The 17,082-nt window shown below is 42.0% G+C and carries 16 protein-coding genes; 7 read left to right on the forward strand and 9 right to left on the reverse strand.

The window, feature by feature from the left end; all coding sequences use genetic code 11:
- Positions 1 to 202 precede the first annotated feature (202 nt).
- Together DXK30_RS08590 and DXK30_RS08595 are read left to right on the forward strand one after the other, a co-directional pair.
- Positions 203 to 865, forward strand: a complete 663-nt coding sequence (locus DXK30_RS08590) for a hypothetical protein (protein ID WP_114701348.1) — start codon at positions 203 to 205, stop codon at positions 863 to 865.
- A gap of 84 nt (positions 866 to 949) precedes the next feature.
- Entirely contained in the window at positions 950 to 1,324 is a 375-nt protein-coding gene (locus tag DXK30_RS08595; protein WP_114701349.1) for a hypothetical protein, read from the forward strand.
- A 142-nt stretch (positions 1,325 to 1,466) separates the two neighbouring features.
- On the opposite strand, the gene DXK30_RS08600 is transcribed toward DXK30_RS08595, so the two are convergent.
- Both DXK30_RS08600 and DXK30_RS08605 read right to left on the reverse strand, forming a co-directional pair.
- Positions 1,467 to 1,778, reverse strand: coding sequence for an NGG1p interacting factor NIF3 (locus DXK30_RS08600; RefSeq protein ID WP_114701350.1), 312 nt, complete (start codon positions 1,776 to 1,778; stop codon positions 1,467 to 1,469).
- Positions 1,779 to 1,815: 37 nt separating this feature from the next.
- Entirely contained in the window at positions 1,816 to 2,448 is a 633-nt protein-coding gene (locus DXK30_RS08605; protein ID WP_114701351.1) for a DNA-3-methyladenine glycosylase, read from the reverse strand.
- Between the two features lie 515 nt (positions 2,449 to 2,963).
- Here DXK30_RS08605 and DXK30_RS08610 point away from each other — a divergent pair.
- The 3 genes from DXK30_RS08610 (at position 2,964) to DXK30_RS08620 (ending at position 5,400) form a co-directional block, all read left to right on the forward strand.
- Entirely contained in the window at positions 2,964 to 3,803 is an 840-nt protein-coding gene (locus tag DXK30_RS08610) for an AraC family transcriptional regulator (RefSeq protein WP_114701352.1), read from the forward strand.
- A 54-nt stretch (positions 3,804 to 3,857) separates the two neighbouring features.
- Positions 3,858 to 4,460 carry a LysE family translocator gene (locus DXK30_RS08615; protein WP_114701353.1) on the forward strand — a complete coding sequence of 201 codons (603 nt, stop codon included), beginning with the start codon at positions 3,858 to 3,860 and terminating at the stop codon, positions 4,458 to 4,460.
- 178 nt (positions 4,461 to 4,638) lie between these two features.
- Positions 4,639 to 5,400, forward strand: a complete 762-nt coding sequence (locus DXK30_RS08620; RefSeq protein WP_114701354.1) for a class I SAM-dependent methyltransferase — start codon at positions 4,639 to 4,641, stop codon at positions 5,398 to 5,400.
- Positions 5,401 to 5,986: 586 nt separating this feature from the next.
- On the opposite strand, the gene purC is transcribed toward DXK30_RS08620, so the two are convergent.
- The 4 genes from purC to DXK30_RS08640 all read right to left on the reverse strand — a co-directional run bounded on the left by purC (position 5,987) and on the right by DXK30_RS08640 (position 10,219).
- Entirely contained in the window at positions 5,987 to 6,700 is a 714-nt protein-coding gene (purC, locus tag DXK30_RS08625; protein WP_057757995.1) for a phosphoribosylaminoimidazolesuccinocarboxamide synthase, read from the reverse strand.
- Between the two features lie 128 nt (positions 6,701 to 6,828).
- The gene (locus DXK30_RS08630) at positions 6,829 to 7,155 is read right to left on the reverse strand and encodes a hypothetical protein (protein WP_390178034.1); all 327 of its coding nucleotides are present in this window, start codon (positions 7,153 to 7,155) and stop codon (positions 6,829 to 6,831) included.
- 141 nt (positions 7,156 to 7,296) lie between these two features.
- Entirely contained in the window at positions 7,297 to 8,202 is a 906-nt protein-coding gene (gene dapA, locus DXK30_RS08635) for a 4-hydroxy-tetrahydrodipicolinate synthase (RefSeq protein WP_114701356.1), read from the reverse strand.
- A 652-nt stretch (positions 8,203 to 8,854) separates the two neighbouring features.
- The gene (locus DXK30_RS08640; RefSeq protein WP_390178037.1) at positions 8,855 to 10,219 is read right to left on the reverse strand and encodes a Do family serine endopeptidase; all 1,365 of its coding nucleotides are present in this window, start codon (positions 10,217 to 10,219) and stop codon (positions 8,855 to 8,857) included.
- A 934-nt stretch (positions 10,220 to 11,153) separates the two neighbouring features.
- On the opposite strand from DXK30_RS08640, the gene DXK30_RS08645 reads away from it, so the two are divergent.
- Positions 11,154 to 13,427, forward strand: a complete 2,274-nt coding sequence (locus tag DXK30_RS08645) for a cation:proton antiporter (protein WP_114701358.1) — start codon at positions 11,154 to 11,156, stop codon at positions 13,425 to 13,427.
- 144 nt (positions 13,428 to 13,571) lie between these two features.
- Here DXK30_RS08645 and tmk read toward each other — a convergent pair whose 3' ends face one another.
- Both tmk and mltG read right to left on the reverse strand, forming a co-directional pair.
- Positions 13,572 to 14,291 carry a dTMP kinase gene (gene tmk / locus DXK30_RS08650; RefSeq protein WP_114701540.1) on the reverse strand — a complete coding sequence of 240 codons (720 nt, stop codon included), beginning with the start codon at positions 14,289 to 14,291 and terminating at the stop codon, positions 13,572 to 13,574.
- Positions 14,292 to 14,391: 100 nt separating this feature from the next.
- On the reverse strand, positions 14,392 to 15,672 hold the full coding sequence (mltG, locus tag DXK30_RS08655) for an endolytic transglycosylase MltG (protein WP_114701359.1): 1,281 nt from the start codon (positions 15,670 to 15,672) through the stop codon (positions 14,392 to 14,394).
- A gap of 169 nt (positions 15,673 to 15,841) precedes the next feature.
- On the opposite strand from mltG, the gene DXK30_RS08660 reads away from it, so the two are divergent.
- The gene (locus DXK30_RS08660; RefSeq protein WP_114701360.1) at positions 15,842 to 15,949 is read left to right on the forward strand and encodes a DpnI domain-containing protein; all 108 of its coding nucleotides are present in this window, start codon (positions 15,842 to 15,844) and stop codon (positions 15,947 to 15,949) included.
- A gap of 122 nt (positions 15,950 to 16,071) precedes the next feature.
- On the opposite strand, the gene DXK30_RS08670 is transcribed toward DXK30_RS08660, so the two are convergent.
- Positions 16,072 to 17,082 carry an aminotransferase class IV gene (locus DXK30_RS08670; RefSeq protein ID WP_227670784.1) on the reverse strand — a complete coding sequence of 337 codons (1,011 nt, stop codon included), beginning with the start codon at positions 17,080 to 17,082 and terminating at the stop codon, positions 16,072 to 16,074.

The following is a 17,082-nucleotide window of genomic DNA, read 5'->3' on the forward strand; positions in this document are numbered from 1 at the left end:
ACAACTTATTAACGCAAAAGACACCTAGCGCAAAGTTTTGTACTCTATTATAAATAATGTAAGGAAATATTTCGAACAATAGACTACCAGAGACACTTGCTAACTTGACGAACCAAAATACTTTTTAAATCTTATAGTTATAGCAGATATAGATATTTCTAATCTACACTGCCTACTTGATACCATCATAGGATATTGCCTCATGAAAACGATAAAACCTTTCTCTATTAAGGCCACTTTATCTACTGGTCTTGTCGTCGCATTGTTGGGTACGACAGTGGGTTGTGCAGTCGTAGGCTCAGGATATGACAATCAGCCTGTCTATCGTGGTGATAATAATAGCCAAAACAATAATTTTAATCGCGTAAGTCAACAGCTTCGACAAGATTTGCGCCGCAAAGGCTATCAAGTTATAGACATCAGAGCTGATAGTTACCGTGGTGAACGAGCTCTTACGGCTTATGCTAAAAAGAACAACCAAGCATACGAGCTAAAATATACTTACCCTGCACTAAGACTTATCAGCTCAAGCAAAAAAGCGTGGCCAGATAATTGGGATAATAGTAAATCGCAAAATAATAATGGCTGCTATAAAGAAAACAAGCATCAAGATAATTATCAAAATGGTCAGCGCTATAAAAAAGGCGATGTCGAAGACACTATTAAAAGAGAATCACGTTACCCAGTTATCAAACGTCGTGCTATCAATAAAGTAAGGGCTATGGGCTACCGTGTCGAAGATATCGATCTTGAAGAAAAAAATAAACGCGGCGTCTTTGAGATTGAGGCCAAACGCGGTTCACAGAAGTACGAGATACTATTAAGTTATCCAAATTTAGATGTGATCAAAGTCAGAAAAGATTAATTACTTTTAGCATTTTTAGCTAATTACCTCGGTACGTTTAACTCTTACCCATATTGAGCAACAATATACTATTAGGAGATCATTATGAAAACTCTATCATTTGCAACACTAAAAACAGTAACGACTGGCAGTATAGTCGCAGCTTTATTGGCAGTGACCACAGGCTGTGTGACTGCGCCGAGTGGCTACAATGGCTATGACGACCTATACGAGCATACTCATAAGGACAATAAAGGCCATAAAAAACACAAAGATAAAAAGAACGACAAAGACAGCTATGTCTCCGTTGTCGAGCAACGAGCTGCTAGTAAAGTCCGTAGCATGGGATATCGTGTCAAAGACGTCAAATATAAAAACGGTGATCGTAAGATTAAGATAAAGGCTGAACGTGGACGCGATGATTATAAAATCGAGCTAGGCTATCCAAGCTACAACGTGATTAAACTTAAAAAAGATTAATCAGTTATTAGGGTCTGATATTCACTATTAATATTCAGTTGGAACTTTAAAAGTTTTATAACCAAATAAATCATTAAGTGGCTTATTTGGTTTTTTTATGAGAATTCTTACACTCAATGAGCTAATATCTTTCTATATAAAACTAAAAATTCAAAACTTTTATCACATCATAAGCTGCCGTTTCATAGGGATGCGCTTCTTTTAACGCGGCAATGGTAGCATCGATAAAAGCTTCATCTACCACCATTTCTACTCGCCACTCATCGACCATTTCTAAGCTATCCTGTGTACCAATGTGCGGATTACTGCCTGACAATGGCATAAACTGACCGGCTCCTCGTACCTGCCAACAGCATTGCTCATAGTTTCCAATCTTCCCAGCACCAGCAGTAAACAGAGCAGACTTTACTTTGTCTAACGCTGCATCAGGAATAAAAACGGTCAACTTATACATAGGTTTACCTCATAGAATAGTTTTGAATCTCAACCTGCTAGTTCTTAGATAAAGAAGGGTGATCGGTCCATATATAACGTAGCAGCCAGTCTTTGGCATCACCTGCATAATCAATACCAATACGTGGACGTAGTGATACAGGTGGCTGGCAGCCATCATCTTCTATCCAAACATCTGATGTCGGCGAAACAGGTTTGCCATATAAATCACGATCTATTTGCAAGCGTTTGGTCAATTTTCCAGGGCCTGCAAACTGCTTAGGATGGGTAAACTGCTTATCTGGGCTGAGTTGTTGCTCTTCAATCAGACGGTCACTATCATCAGTCAAAAACCCAGCGCGTATCAATACCGATTCAGGCGACTCTACAGAGCCGCTAATCAAATTTAGCATATGATGCACGCCATAGGTCAGATAGACATAGAACACTCCGCCTTGCTCATACATAATCTCTGTGCGCGCCGTTCGAGTACCTGCATGTGAATGGCAAGCGGGGTCATCTTGACCAATATAGGCTTCGGTCTCAGAGATACGCATACGTAGCGTTTTTTGCTGTCCATCGCTATCTGTCAGCTGTCGACATAAGACTTTACCAATCAGATCAGCAGCAACCACACAGGTCGGACGAGTGAACCAGTCAGGCTCCAAAACGGTTGATGAGGCAGTAGACATTAGCGAAACCTTTTCTTATTTTTATGGTCTAATTGATATGAGTAAGTACTAACAAATTAGCATAAAAGTAAGATAAGGTATCGAAGACAGTGTTGGCGCTATGTTTGATTTTTTATACGAGCTAAACTACCAGCCTGTGCCTAAATAATGATACTGGTTGATAAATAGATAGGAATTGCAGTCTGTTATAAGTGGTTCCACTATAGTGGTCTATTTTAAGCAGTCTATTAATGGGTTTGTCGAGTGAAATAACTGGTTTCGTTGCGGTATACCTAAATAAGCTATCGCACAGAGAATGTATTTTATTTATTTTGAAAAATATTTATTCAGCTACGTCAATGTTGAAAGACTCTTATAACTTTTATTAAATCATTCATAATATAAATATATCGTTAATTTAAGCTATGAGATCAAGGTCCGAGAATTTACGATAAATGAGTAAATTGCACAAATATTCTAGAAAATTGAATCAAGATAGGTTTAATTAAACTAATACTTACTTACAGAAAAAGAGCATGCGTCACTATAATCAAAGAGACTGGTTTGAACTTAATAAAGACCCTAATACTAGTATAGAGACTATTCGTGCTCATTTTACAGGGCATGCCTATGACCCTCATTGGCACGATAGTTATTTGATCGGTATTACCGAGCAGGGAGTGCAGCAATTTAATTGCCGTGCTAAACAGCAAACCTGTGTACCAGGTACGAGTTTTTTGCTAGATCCAGAAGAGATTCATGACGGTAATGCCCCTAGTCAGGATGGTTTTACCTATCGAGTGCTATTCATAAAACCTGACTTTTTCCAACAGCGCCTTAAGCATTTATTCGCAGAAGTTCCCGACTGTTTTGAGCTCAATGTCAGCAAGACCCTGTCACAAAATAGCTTTTTGACAGCCAGTATTTCATCAGCTTTTGCAGCTATCCATTATCAAGAGCCAAAGATCATTCAAGAGGCTTGCTTAGATCAAATGATGAATCAGCTCACGACCCAAATGACGTGGCGAAAAAGATCCCAACAAATTAGTAAGTCCACTCATATTGCACTACTAGCGCAAGAAATATTACACGCTAATCTGAGTGTTAATGTTGGCCTGATAGAGATAGCGGAAACCTTACAAGTTGACCGCTTCTATTTAACACGTGCTTTTAAGGGTGTGTTTGGCCTTGCCCCACACGCTTATCTCATTCAGCTAAGACTGGTAAAGGCAAGAGCACTATTATCTCAAGGAGAAAACCCAGCAGACGTTGCCAATAAACTATGCTTTTCTGACCAAAGTCATCTAGGCAGATGGTTCAAACGCTGCTATAAATTCACTCCAGCAGATTATAAACGGCGCACGTTTATTCTATAAACATAAAACAGCTCTAGGCACAATTACCTTCTAAAGAAATGACGAGGTTAAGCTGTGTTGAGTTATTATTTTAATTTTCTTGTATTTGCTTTTGTGGCATCGATTACACCAGGCCCAAGCAATTTAATTTCACTAATGATTGGTTCGAAACGAGGTGCATTTGCGGCAATACCATTTGTTATTGGCTCATCTTTTAGCGCCGCTTTAATTTTGTGGTTATCAGGCTATGGATTGGTTTCACTGTTTACCACCTTTCCATTAGCACAAACCATAATGACTTGGACAGGCGCTTTGTGGATAAGTTGGTTGGCTTGGAAGTTATTTCAGTCTACCACTCAACACACCTTATCAGAACCGCAAAAAACTATAGGCTGGATCGAAGGCGTAACCTTACAGTTGGTAAACCCAAAAACATGGATAATGGCTATTACTGTTAATGCTATTTTTACAGCCCCTGATGCCCAAAATTCAACACCACTATTTTATCTAGCAGTTATTTTCTTCTTTGTATCAACGCCTTGCTTGTTAAGTTGGAGCTGGTTAGGTCAAGCAGCGAAATTGATTAAGAGCTTTGCTAGATGGGAACGTCTAATCAATCGCTCGTTAGCAGCTCTTTTGGTAATAACAGTATGGTTTTCTGTATTTATGATGCAGTGATGAGCTGTTTATCACATAATTCAAAAGCAAAATCCTGCCCTTTTAGACTTTGAAACTACCAAAGCAAACTCATGTATAGCATGAAAAACCTGGGCAATTGAAATCCTAACAGGTTAATCTTATCAACACCATTAAGCAAATTAGTGCTTGTGAGCACTGTATTCAAAGAGATCAAAGTATGAAAAATCTAAATTTTAAGGATCATTTTTCCAAAGGTTCTGAGGGTTATGCAACCTACCGTCCTTCATACACCCTTGATTTAGTGAATGAGCTTGCTGATTTATGCCTTACTCAAGGTCGTGTTCTAGATTGCGGTTGTGGTACAGGACAGCTTTCTGTGCTATTAGCCGAAAGGTTCAAAGAGGTTATTGCTACTGATGCAAGCTCAGCTCAAATAGCCAAAGCCCAGCAAAAAGATAATGTGATCTATCAAACAGCTTTGGCTGAACAAAGTGGATTGGCTGATGAATCAGTTGATTTGATTACCGTCGCTCAAGCAGCCCATTGGCTAGACTTAGATAAGTTTTATCAAGAAGTAGAGCGTATCGCTCGGCCTAACGGCATTTTGGCATTAATTACCTATGGTGTTTTACACGTAGAAGGTGCAATTGATACCCTTATTCAACAGTTCTATTACCAAACCATTGGACCATATTGGCCAGCTGAAAGACAGCATGTAGAAGATGGTTATCAAAGCTTGTCCTTCCCATTTACAGAGATCAAAGTGCCTGCTGTCAACATGGAAGAGTTTTGGAGTTTAGATGAACTGCTTGGTTATTTCAATACTTGGTCAGCAGTCAAAGAAGCTGAAAAGGTACTGGGCTTTAATCCAGTGCATCAGTTTCGAATAATTTTGTTACCTGAATGGGGACATCCTGAAGATAAGAAAAAAATCACTTGGCCTCTATCCATTCGAGCTGGAAAAGTAAAGACTCAATAAGTTTAGAAAAATAATGGTCAGCAAGTAATAAGGTATGACACTACAAACTACAATTTCGACAACATAGGACAGTTCGATGCCTGTATAGCACACCGAACACAAGTTTATGAGATAAGCGCAAGACTGAGCATATCTGTCCACTACCCAAAGTTGGACGTTAAGAACTGCACACCCTCGCCATGATATAGAACGTCAAAACAGACATAAAGACCCTTAGCTAGGCTTTAAGAGATGAAAATGAAAAAAAATTAGCAAGATAATTCTATTGTCCTTGATAGCGGTACTATTTTTAGCTCTTAGTATTGGGCTATATGTTCTTTATCAAGGTTATCTAGTGATTTTACATTCTGTCTAATAAGCAGCTTTAAGGATAATAAAAGAATGAATGAAATCAAAAAACCTTCGAGTTAATCACAATGATTACACTCACAAGTATATTGACAGCTACCATTAATATATAAAAATTTTAATCTCAATAACTTAGGTGCTATGTTTAAGTCTTCACTAGGGTACCATCATAAATATAATGCCATAAAAAAACTGAGCATATGGCTCAGTTTTTTATTTTATGCTAAGTATCAGACACTTATTTTAATGGCACACCAATACGGTCAGCCACTTCTTCATAAGCTTCAATCACATCGCCTAATGACTGACGGAAACGGTCTTTATCAAGTTTCTTCTTAGTGTTCTTGTCCCAGATACGGCAGCCATCTGGTGAGAACTCATCACCTAATACGATACGGTCATGGAATACGCCAAACTCTAGTTTAAAATCAACTAAGATTAAATCACCCGCATCAAACAATGCTTTTAGCACATCGTTGACTTGATAGGTTAGCTCTTCCATCTTAGCCAATTGCTCTTTGGTAGCCCAACCAAGAGAGACAGAAAGTGATTCGTTAACCATCGGATCACCTAGCGCATCATCTTTATAAAACAGCTCATACGTTGGCGGCGTCAATGCTTGACCTTCTTCTAAGCCTAAACGACGCACCAAACTACCAGCTGCAAAGTTACGAACCACGCACTCTACAGGAATCATGTCCAAGCGTTTAACCAACACTTCGTCATCAGACAATTGCTTCTCAAAATGTGTTTCGATACCAGCATCAGACAATTTTTGCATGATAAAAGCATTAAAGCGGTTATTAACCACACCTTTACGTGCTAATTGTTCGATACGCTTACCATCAAGCGCTGAGGTATCATCACGGAAGTGCAAAATCAGAAGATCATTGTCTTCTGTTTCATAGACAGATTTGGCTTTACCTTTATACAGCAGTTGTTGCTTTTGCATTATGGGGGTTCCTGTTCGTTCAAGCTTATGTGGTAAAAACGCGCAGCTACCGCTGACTGATGTAAGATACATGGTTTGCGGCTATGATAAAAAACGCAAAAGTCAGCGATATAGATAAGGTAATAAGTTTAGTTCGAAGTGTTGCTAACAGCACGCTGAGGTTTTGGTAGCTGATACTGATTGCCTGACTCATTTTGTAGCTTGAGCGTGTTTGCCCCAGCGTTAGGTGTTGAATACAAAGGTACAAAAGGTGCCGTTTCTTGGGCGGCAGGCAGCTCTATCGGTGCAAGCTTTTTGCTTTGCTGATAATCTAAGCTACCGTTGTCACGTTTACCAAGCAAGTTTTTGGTCGCTTGACAGCCACTCAATACCAAAGTGCTACCCAAAACCAAGGTCAGTATTGCTGGAAATAATTTTGTCGTTGATGATACTGTCTTTGATGTTACTGTCATCATGTTGTCTCTCTGAGTTAGCAGTTATTGCTTATGTAGGCGATTGACTTACCGTGATAAGGTGACTTGCTACTAGATCGAATGGCACTCATCTAATGTGCAGCAAGTCTTAAATCGCCGAATATCAATTGGCTAAATATCAATTTATAGTATGTTTGCTCGAACCAATGCTTCATCGATAGTCGCATGATGCTGCTCCGCGAGCCAAACCAATGGCAGACGAATACCCGTCTCGATCATACCCATTTTATGCAATGCGTACTTCGCTGGGATAGGGCTTGATTCGATGAATAGGTCGCGGTGCAGATGCTTGACCACGTCATGAATCTGACTAGCCGCTTCAAAATCGCCACGCAAGCCAGCAGCGAAAGTCTCGCTCATGGCTTTTGGTGCGACGTTGGCCGTTACTGAGATATTGCCTTTGCCACCTACTTTCATTAGATCAAGCGCAGTGCCGTCATCACCAGATAACACAACCATTCTGTCACCAACAGCTTTGATCAATTGCTCACCGCGACCGACAGATCCTGTCGCATCTTTGATAGCAACGATATTATCGATATCACACAAACGCTCGACCGTTTCTTGAGCGATATCAACCACTGTACGTCCAGGCACGTTATACAGCATTTGCGGTATATTTACGGCTTTGGCAATGGCTTGATAATGCTGGAATAAGCCTTCTTGTGGCGGCTTATTGTAGTAAGGAGCAACGAGCAGCGCGCAATCTGCACCTGCATCGGCAGCATCCTGAGTCAGCTTGATGGCTTCCATCGTGTTGTTGGCACCAGTACCCGCGATGACCGGCACACGACCTTTAACATGCTGGACAAAATAGCGAATGACATCGCTATGCTCTTGCATAGATAGGGTCGCTGATTCGCCAGTAGTACCAACAGCCACAAGGCAATGCGTACCCTGCTCGATCTGCCAATCTATGAGATCTGCGAGACGTTTATAATCGACCTTACCGTCAGGGTGCATGGGCGTTACCAAAGCTACCATTGAGCCTTGTAGTCGGGTTTTGATCTCGTCGTATGCTGTGCTCATAACCGTGCCTTACTGTATTATCCTAGCTTTTATTAAAGCTGTCACATGATAGGTCGTTTGCAAGTACCATTGCTTTATATGCGTTGATAAACGCTGATGGCGTAACTTGCTTGATGTTAATGCTGCGTCTCTACTTACTATAATAGCGTTTGTATCATAGATAATTATATCTATGATATCAGTATCGTGATGGCAATCTACCAAGAGTAATGGGCGTACCTACTAACCGACAGAAATATAATAATAAGAGTGCTCGTTAGTGTAGCATATTTTGATTTGACCGCTATCAATCAATTGGCAGTCAACCCATAATTTTAGTACCAAAAAACGTGTATTATTTTTTGCTTAAATATATAAAGCTTGGCCTAAAACCTTGCAAATAAATAATCACATTACTACAGAAGCAGTTTAGCGTAATCAATGTACGCTGATAAGTCTCTTATGTAATATTAACGAATCGTCAACACATCGATAGTAGGTCGATAGAAACGAAAAGGCAACCCTCTCGTATCGATGCTCATGAATATACAACATTCTATTAATAAGCTAAATAGAAAGCATAGTCATTGACGTGCTCGCTGCCTTTATACTCTGAACCCTATTCTAAGTTACATTATTAGTAACATTAACAGTCACGCTTTAATCATGACACCTACTCAATACGCAGACCAATAATAGCAGGAATGCCTTGACGTATAACTTCTATAGTGACCACGCCTTTTTTAGGAAGAGAAGCAATAGCACCTGAAAAGTCTGCCACTGTTTTAATCGGCTTTTGATGAAAGTTAGTAATGACATCACCTGCCAGAATACCTGAGCGAGCGGCCAATCCAGTAGGATCAACTGTGGTAACCAATATGCCTGTTTTATTATCTACAGCGATTTCTGCTTGTTCATCTGCCGTCAAATCGCGTAAACGCAAGCCCAATTGTACATCATCATTTTGCTCATCACCGCTCTGTGCTCTTACATCGTTGGGCGCGTAAGCGAGCTTGCCGTTAATTACCATCTGCTTACCGTTACGCTGAATCCGTGCACGGAAGGAGTCGCTTGGACGCGCTCGATTGAGCAAGTTCAGCAAATCTGATGCTTCCATGATTTGTACGTCATTGTATTGCAAAATGATGTCACCAGGTTTTAGGCCTGATTTTTGTGCTGGCGAATCTGGTGATACACGAGTCAGTAAAGCACCTTGAGGACGCTCTAAATTATAAGCCTCGGCCAGATTGCGATCGATATCTTGTGGATAGATTCCTAAATATGCACGTGCCACTTCACCGTCATTTTTTAGCTGCTCATAAATATCCATGGCAGCGTCAATAGGGATAGAGAATGACAGACCCATATAACCGCCAGTACCACTAAAAATACGCGAGTTAATACCAATCACTTCACCGCGTTGGTTAAATAGTGGCCCGCCAGAGTTACCTGGGTTTAATGCCACATCCGTTTGGATAAATGGCACACTGGTCTCACGCGAGAAGCTACGCGACTTGGCACTGACAATACCAGCAGAGGCTGAGTAGTCAAAACCAAATGGCGAACCGATTGCTAATACTGGCTCCCCTACTTTTAGACCATTGGAGTCGCCAATAGGCAGGGCTGGAAATTGATTGCCCTCCACTTTTAGCACGGCCACATCTGAGCGCTCGTCACTACCAACCAAAGTTGCATCAAGCTCGGTTCTATCATTGAGCGTCACAGTGATTTTGTCCGCACCTGAGATGACATGATGGTTGGTCAGCATATATCCATTAGAGGTAATAAAAAAGGCCGTACCATAAGCATGTTCAATCGCTGGCGTCGCGACTCGATCAGGGATACGTAGACGATCACCGAAGAACTGACGCAACACTTCAGCAGTCTGAGCCTTAGCAAGCTCGGCTTCACTAATCGTTTTAGTGACATTGACGCGTGCCACTGCTGGCGTGACTTGTTGCACCAAACCAGAGAAATCAGCCGTAGTGACTGCAGCCTGCGCACTGTTTATCGTCGTGACATTGATACTAGCAAACATAGCGGTACTAACAGCGAGTGCCAGCGCACTACGTTGTAACCAGCGCTGCATATTGGCAGTCGTCTGTCCTTTGAACATATTGATAGGCATTTTGTGTCCTCCATATGAGTAATCGCTGTTATTAACAGCCACGTTATGATTTTCAGCGATAGCGACTACACCAAGCGGTATGCCCCTATTCGTTACTATTTGGTGAAATTATATTCTTTTATCTATTGATATTGTGCAGCACTTTTATTCGAGCTTCCTGTTATAACCATTTAGCCGTTACTTTACGCTTATTTTTATCACTACTCATTACTTGAATACTTATAGAGCGCTCGTCTTCCAAATATGAATAAGGTTGTATCGTAAAATAAATACTATCAGCCGTCAGTATATGACATTTCATGGCACTAACACTATTATCCTGTGCGCGACGTGCATGCCCAACGCAGCTACTGTATGATAAATAAAAACTTAAAGCATTATGCTGATGCCTTTTGTATAGTGCAGGATAACCCAAGGCAGCGTTATTTCATATGGGCTTCGTATACTTTTGTGGCCGTGAGATAGCTTTTTAGCAGGTACGGCTTACATCAGCTTGAAATAAAATCATGGTATGATGTCAAACCAAATATTTTACTAAACAAACAAAAGTTAGCTTGTATATGAGTCTGTTTATTGCAGGCTTATGAACTGGCTATCATCACTCTTGTTTTCCATCTTTTGCATTTCTAGCGTATTGTGATTTATCTAGAAGCGCTTTTGTCTTTGCTACTTTATAGTAGTTATATCATATCTAGCTTATGTTGTGATTCATGAGGGCTATCAGTGCGATGGCTTGGCTACAACAAAAACGGATAACAACTTATTGTTAAATAAACGGTAGCGACTATCTTATAACAGCTATCGATAGATATAAAATATGACAAGATTATAAAAGGATTAATTTATGGATACCGCCCTTTTGCTATCCGGCGTGGTTGGGATTGGCATTGCCGCCCAATGGTTGGCTTGGTATTTAAAGCAACCATCCATTTTATTTTTATTACTGATTGGTATTATCGTCGGCCCAGTGCTGGGTGTATTTGACCCAGATCTGGTATTAGGCGAGCTGATGTTCCCCTTCATCTCTTTGGGCGTAGCGATTATCCTATTTGAAGGATCGTTAACGCTAGAGTTCGATGAGATTAAGCAACATGGTACCGTGGTACAGATGCTGGTATCGGTCGGTGTACTGATTACAATTGCTATTGTGGCACTATCAACTTATTTACTATTCGATGTCGACCCATTGATTGCTCTACTCTTCGGTGCACTAGTCTGTGTGACTGGTCCAACGGTCATTATGCCACTGCTGCGTAGTGTACGCCCTAACAAAACCATTTCCAACATCCTAAAATGGGAAGGTATTATCATTGACCCAATCGGCGCTATCGCTGTGGTATTGGTCTATGAGTACATTATCTCAGGCGGCGAAGCCAGTAGTATTCTACTGTTTGCTAAGATTGTCGTATTGGCGACTGCAATGGGTATGGCAGGCGCTTGGCTACTTGCCTTCCTTATGCGTCGTCATATGATTCCTGAGTTTTTGCGTAATGTTTTTACTCTAGCATTTGTACTGGTGTTATTTTCAATATCGAATCACCTAGAGCATGAATCAGGTTTATTGACTGTCACAGTATTGGGCGTAGCACTGGCAAACTGGCCAAAATTCCCCCGTGAGACGATTTTAGAGTTCAATGAGTCGTTGACCATTCTGCTGATTTCAGTGCTGTTCATTATTCTGGCGGCGCGTGTAGAGTTGGCAAGCTTGCTTAGTGTTGGTTTTGCAGGGCTAGTGCTCCTCGCGATTGTGATGTTTGTCGCACGCCCACTATCAGTCTGGGCATCCGCTATCGGCTCGAACCTTAAGACCAATGAAAAGCTAATGATTAGCTGGATTGGCCCACGTGGTATCGTCGCTGCTGCTATCTCATCACTGTTTGCCATTCGTTTGCAAGAGTATGATATCCAAGGCGTAGAGCTACTTGTACCTCTCGTATTTATGGTCATCATTGGTACGGTCATGATTCAGGGTCTAGGTGCAAAGGTCGTCGGCAACTTACTAGGCGTACGTGAGCCTGAGACCAATGGTATCCTTATCGTCGGCTCAAACCCAATTGCGCTATTGATTGCTACCTCTCTCAAAGACCAAGGCTTCGATGTCATCGTTGCGCACAATAACTACACCAATATTGCACGCGCACGCATGAGCGGTCTGCGTACTTACTTTGGCAACCCTATCTCCGATCACGCAGATCATCATCTGGATCTGATCGGTATTGGTCGCTTGTTTGCGATGAGTATGGACAAAGAAATGAACACGTTGTCCGAGATTCATTATCGTCATGAATTTGGTGAGCGTAAGCTATACCGTCTTAAATTCAGTGATGAAAAAGTCAAAAGTGAGCGTGATGACAAGCAATCGAACTTCCATTCACAGTGGTTGTTTGGCAAAGATGTGACCTATACCAAGCTTGCCAGTATGCTGTCCAAAAAAGCTCGAATTAAGATTACCAATATTACGGATAGCTATAGCTTTGAGCAATATAAAGCGGACAATAAGCAATTCGTACCGCTATATACCATCGACAAAGAAGGCAAACTGCACGTCATCACAGATAAGTTTGACGGTACTGTCCCTCGTGACCGTAAGCTTATATCGCTAGTGGTAGATGATGAAGTACAGCCGAAGCCAGTCGATGTAACGCCTAAGCAAGAGCAGGCTCGCATGGCAGCTGATGCTAACTTTGAGTCCAACTCAAAAGCACCTGAAAAGCGAAAAGAGCAGGAGCCTAGCCCTGATGATAGTCAGACAGCAGCGCCAGAGCCTTCGGTAGATAGTGACAAAAGTGATGAGCAAAACACTGCCAATCCGTCATCAACTACCCAAAGCAGTAACACCGAGACTAAGTCACCTTCTAGCACTACTGTAGAGAAAAGTGAACCAGTAGAAGAGCCAAAAACGTCTGCTACTAATGTGGATAATAAAGGCGTCATGTCTGCAAACTCAACAGCGACTTCGAAGACCAAAACCTCTACGAACAGTAATGGCAATGGTAGTGCGCCTAAAAACAAAAAAGGGGCGCTTGACCCAAACCGTCTACCTGACTCTGCTCAGGATAGCGACGCCTCTATCGCGACTACTGAGGATGTAAAAGTAGATAAAATAGATGACAAATAACGTGCATTGTTATCTGCTTTATTGACTTAAAGATGAAAGATTTAGCTTAATAAAAAGCCCCAGCATATTGCTGGGGCTTTTTATTGATGCTGACTGGCTATCGATACTTCTAACTACCTTATAAACCTACTTGGCAAAATTTAATTATTTGATATCAAATCTATCTATAACTGTCTGCCATATACGCGCACTCACATCATCCGTACTGCCCGATGCATCAATACGCTGTATTCGCTCAGGGTACTCGCTCGCAAGCTGGCTAAAACCAGTATGCACCCAAGTAAAAAACTCGGTAGCCTGCTGCTCAAAACGATCTGCCGCACTGCGCTTGTTGGCACGTTTCATGCCTTCTGCTACTGGCAAATCCAACCACAATGTCAGCTCAGGAAGCTGCGTCACAAATTGTTTGATAAGCATATCGATTTTGCCACGTACCAACTCGTCGCCATACGCACGCCCAAAGCCCTGATACGCAATAGTAGAGTCGGTAAACCTGTCACATATTACCCAAGTACCATTTTGGAGCGCTGGTAAAATGACTTGCTGCATATGATCACAGCGCGCCGCAAACATTAGCAGCAGCTCAGTATCGTCTTCGATATCAGTCGCTGGGTCCAATAATATGTCACGCAATTGCTCAGCAAATGGGCTACCACCCGGCTCACGAGTACGCAGATACGAGATGCCATTAGCTTCTAAGCGCAAACACAGCTGTTCAATCGCGGTGGTTTTTCCTACGCCTTCGGTCCCTTCAAAACTAATAAAGCGGCCTAAAGTCGGTGCCGTCTCCGTATTTGAAGCACTTGATTCAGGTGGATTCGATGGTGGTGTGTTGGTATATGACGGTGTTGCGCTAGTGTGCATAGATACTGACATGATATGACCTTATGTCATTGATGAGCGCTACCTCTACTTTGTAGCACTCAATAAACGATAAGTTTTTTAAGAAGATTAAGAAGGAATATTACTGCGGCGGCGTTTGAGATTTTTTCTCACGCATGACACTGAGATAGTCTTTTACCGCTTGATTGTGTTCAGCCAAGCTATTGGTAAATTTGTGCCCACCATTGCCCGTTGCCACAAAATACAACGCTTCACTATCGGCAGGATGTAAGGTCGCTTCGATAGAGGCCGCTGATGGTAGCGCAATTGGCGTTGGCGGTAAACCATCAATTTGGTAGGTGTTGTAAGACGTTTTTTCATTGATGTCTTTGCGGCGGATATTGCCATCATAACGACTGCCCATACCATAGATGATGGTCGGGTCCGTCTGCATACGCATGTTTTTGTTCAAGCGGTTTCTAAATACGGCAGAGACTAAAGGACGTTCATCAGCAACGCTGGTCTCTTTTTCGATAATAGAGGCCATCACTAGCGCTTCATATGGACTTTTGTAAGGAAGGTTCGGTGCACGATTTTCCCACGCATCAGTCAGTACCTGCTGCTGACGCTTATACAAGTCAGTCAATACTTCTTTATCGCTGGTCCCTTCACCATAATAGTAGGTATCAGGCGCGAACCAACCTTCAAGATTGTAGTTAACAATCGAGTCACTGCTATTAGCTACACTATCTGGCAATACACCTGTCAAATCTAGTGCTTGGGCGATACTAGCATTGTCACTATCTGCGGTCAGTACTTCTTTTTCGATTTTGTCATTATCACGCAGCGCTTGATAAAGGTCTTTAGATGTCTTGCCTTCGATGATTTGCACTTTGACCATGGCCGCTTTTGCGCCTTGACCTAGTATCTGTAGCGCCTCAGCGATAGTCGGGTTTTCGGGTAATTGATACGTACCAGCATGCAACGGTGCATCGACTTGCGATTTGATATACAGCTTGGCCACGCCTGCCGAAAACAGCGGAATCTGCTGCTGCCACTGCGGTAGTAGACCATAATAGGTCTGACCTGGTTCAATCGTGACCATTTGCTGCGGCTGCTCGATACGACCAAACAACGTCTGATAAACCATGACTAAGAAAAATGCAGCAATTAGCCCTAGCACTAGCAGCACTTGATAGCCACGTTGCATAAAAAAAGATGGGTTATTGACTTTATATTGACGCGGTTTACTGTTACCACTGATGAGCGAGACGTTGGTTGCTGGCGTGTCTTCCACCTCATCTACCACTGGTTGCGCGTCCGGCAGCGTGGTATCGACACGCTCCTCGACTGTGCCATCTTGCTTGTTTGACGGCGACTCATTGGGACGTTCAGGTGGTATATTGGGTGTAGGCTTGCTCATGGCAACTCGCGAGGCAGATGTTTGCTAGAATTTAGCACTGAACCGTGCGATTTTCAATGATATTTGTTTAGCTTATGAATTATCTTGCTATTGATAGCAGTTTGTATGACTTAACACTTAGGTGTTTTTTCAGTATTCTCAGCTTATCTATTAATAATGAAAATATCTTATGAACCTACATTTCAACCAAAGTCTTGCTACAAACTATCACTCTGAACCTCAAAAAGTTCGTGTACTCAGTGAGGGGTGGATTGAAGACAACTATACAATATTGTAGAAGTAATGGATAAAAATAAACAGTCTGCACTATTAAAAGCGCAAGAGATGTATAGAAATGAGCAGGTAGCATTATATCCAGATGATTTTATTGATACCAAATTTGTTGTTTTTCAATAGCAACTAAACGGATTCAAAATCCACAACATCACCTGACAATAACATCAGACTGCTCATTGGCATGATACCGCGCAGTGCATTGCAAAAAAATAACTGCGTTAATTTAGGTAAATCCTCATCTTGTAGCGACCTGATTATGACTGGATATTGTGTCGTGGATAGTGCATCTATAATTACCTGACGCATGACGCCAGTGACGCCCGATTGAGCCATAGAAGGGGTGTACCATTGACCGGTGGTTAAGTAATCTTCATCATCTTTATGAATACTAGAGGTGGTTTTGGATTCTGATAGTGGCGCTTCTGCCAATTGATAGAATACATTACTCATCGTACCCTCGACCCACTGCCAGCTCATATCGCGTAGCAGTCCTTCACTAAGTGTTGAAGCAAGATTTGATGCCAATGGCTCAGATTTTATACGTTGTAGCTCACCACTAGCGAGGACATTGTCTAAGCGATTAAGGCTCTTGAGACCTGCCAGCGATGGCGGTAAGCAAGCAATCTGAGAAGACAAACATATTGCCGAGGCATTAGGTTGGATGGGTACTAAGCTTCCATCAGGCAAAGACAATTGCAGTGCCGTAGAAACCCTCATTGCCATAGCCTTTAGCCATATTTCACAGTCGCTACCGTTTGTACTAGGTTCATAGCCATAACCGCGCACATTCTGCGCAGCGCGAGTGACTACTAGCTTTAACATACCCTGCCCTAACTGTTGGGCATACAGCTGCAGTACTGCTAATAGCTCTTCGCTATTTATATTTAGCTGCAAGGCTTCAGCATGAGATACGAGCCGCTGATAATGATAGTCTGACCATAGTATCAACCCATCGATGACACCCATGGTGGTAAAAAAACCATCAGCGTATGCCAGCCCGCGATTATCTAAAGACATCGTTACCGTTTGGCTAGTCGCTCTATCCTCTTCGATCACACTATTGTCTTCGATCAAACGGCTGACTTGTGGGTACAGACACACCCAGCCGTTTGGCACTGACGTCGTATCGGTCAT

The organism is Psychrobacter proteolyticus, assembly GCF_003350005.1.
GTDB classification, from domain to species: Bacteria; Pseudomonadota; Gammaproteobacteria; order Pseudomonadales; family Moraxellaceae; genus Psychrobacter; species Psychrobacter proteolyticus.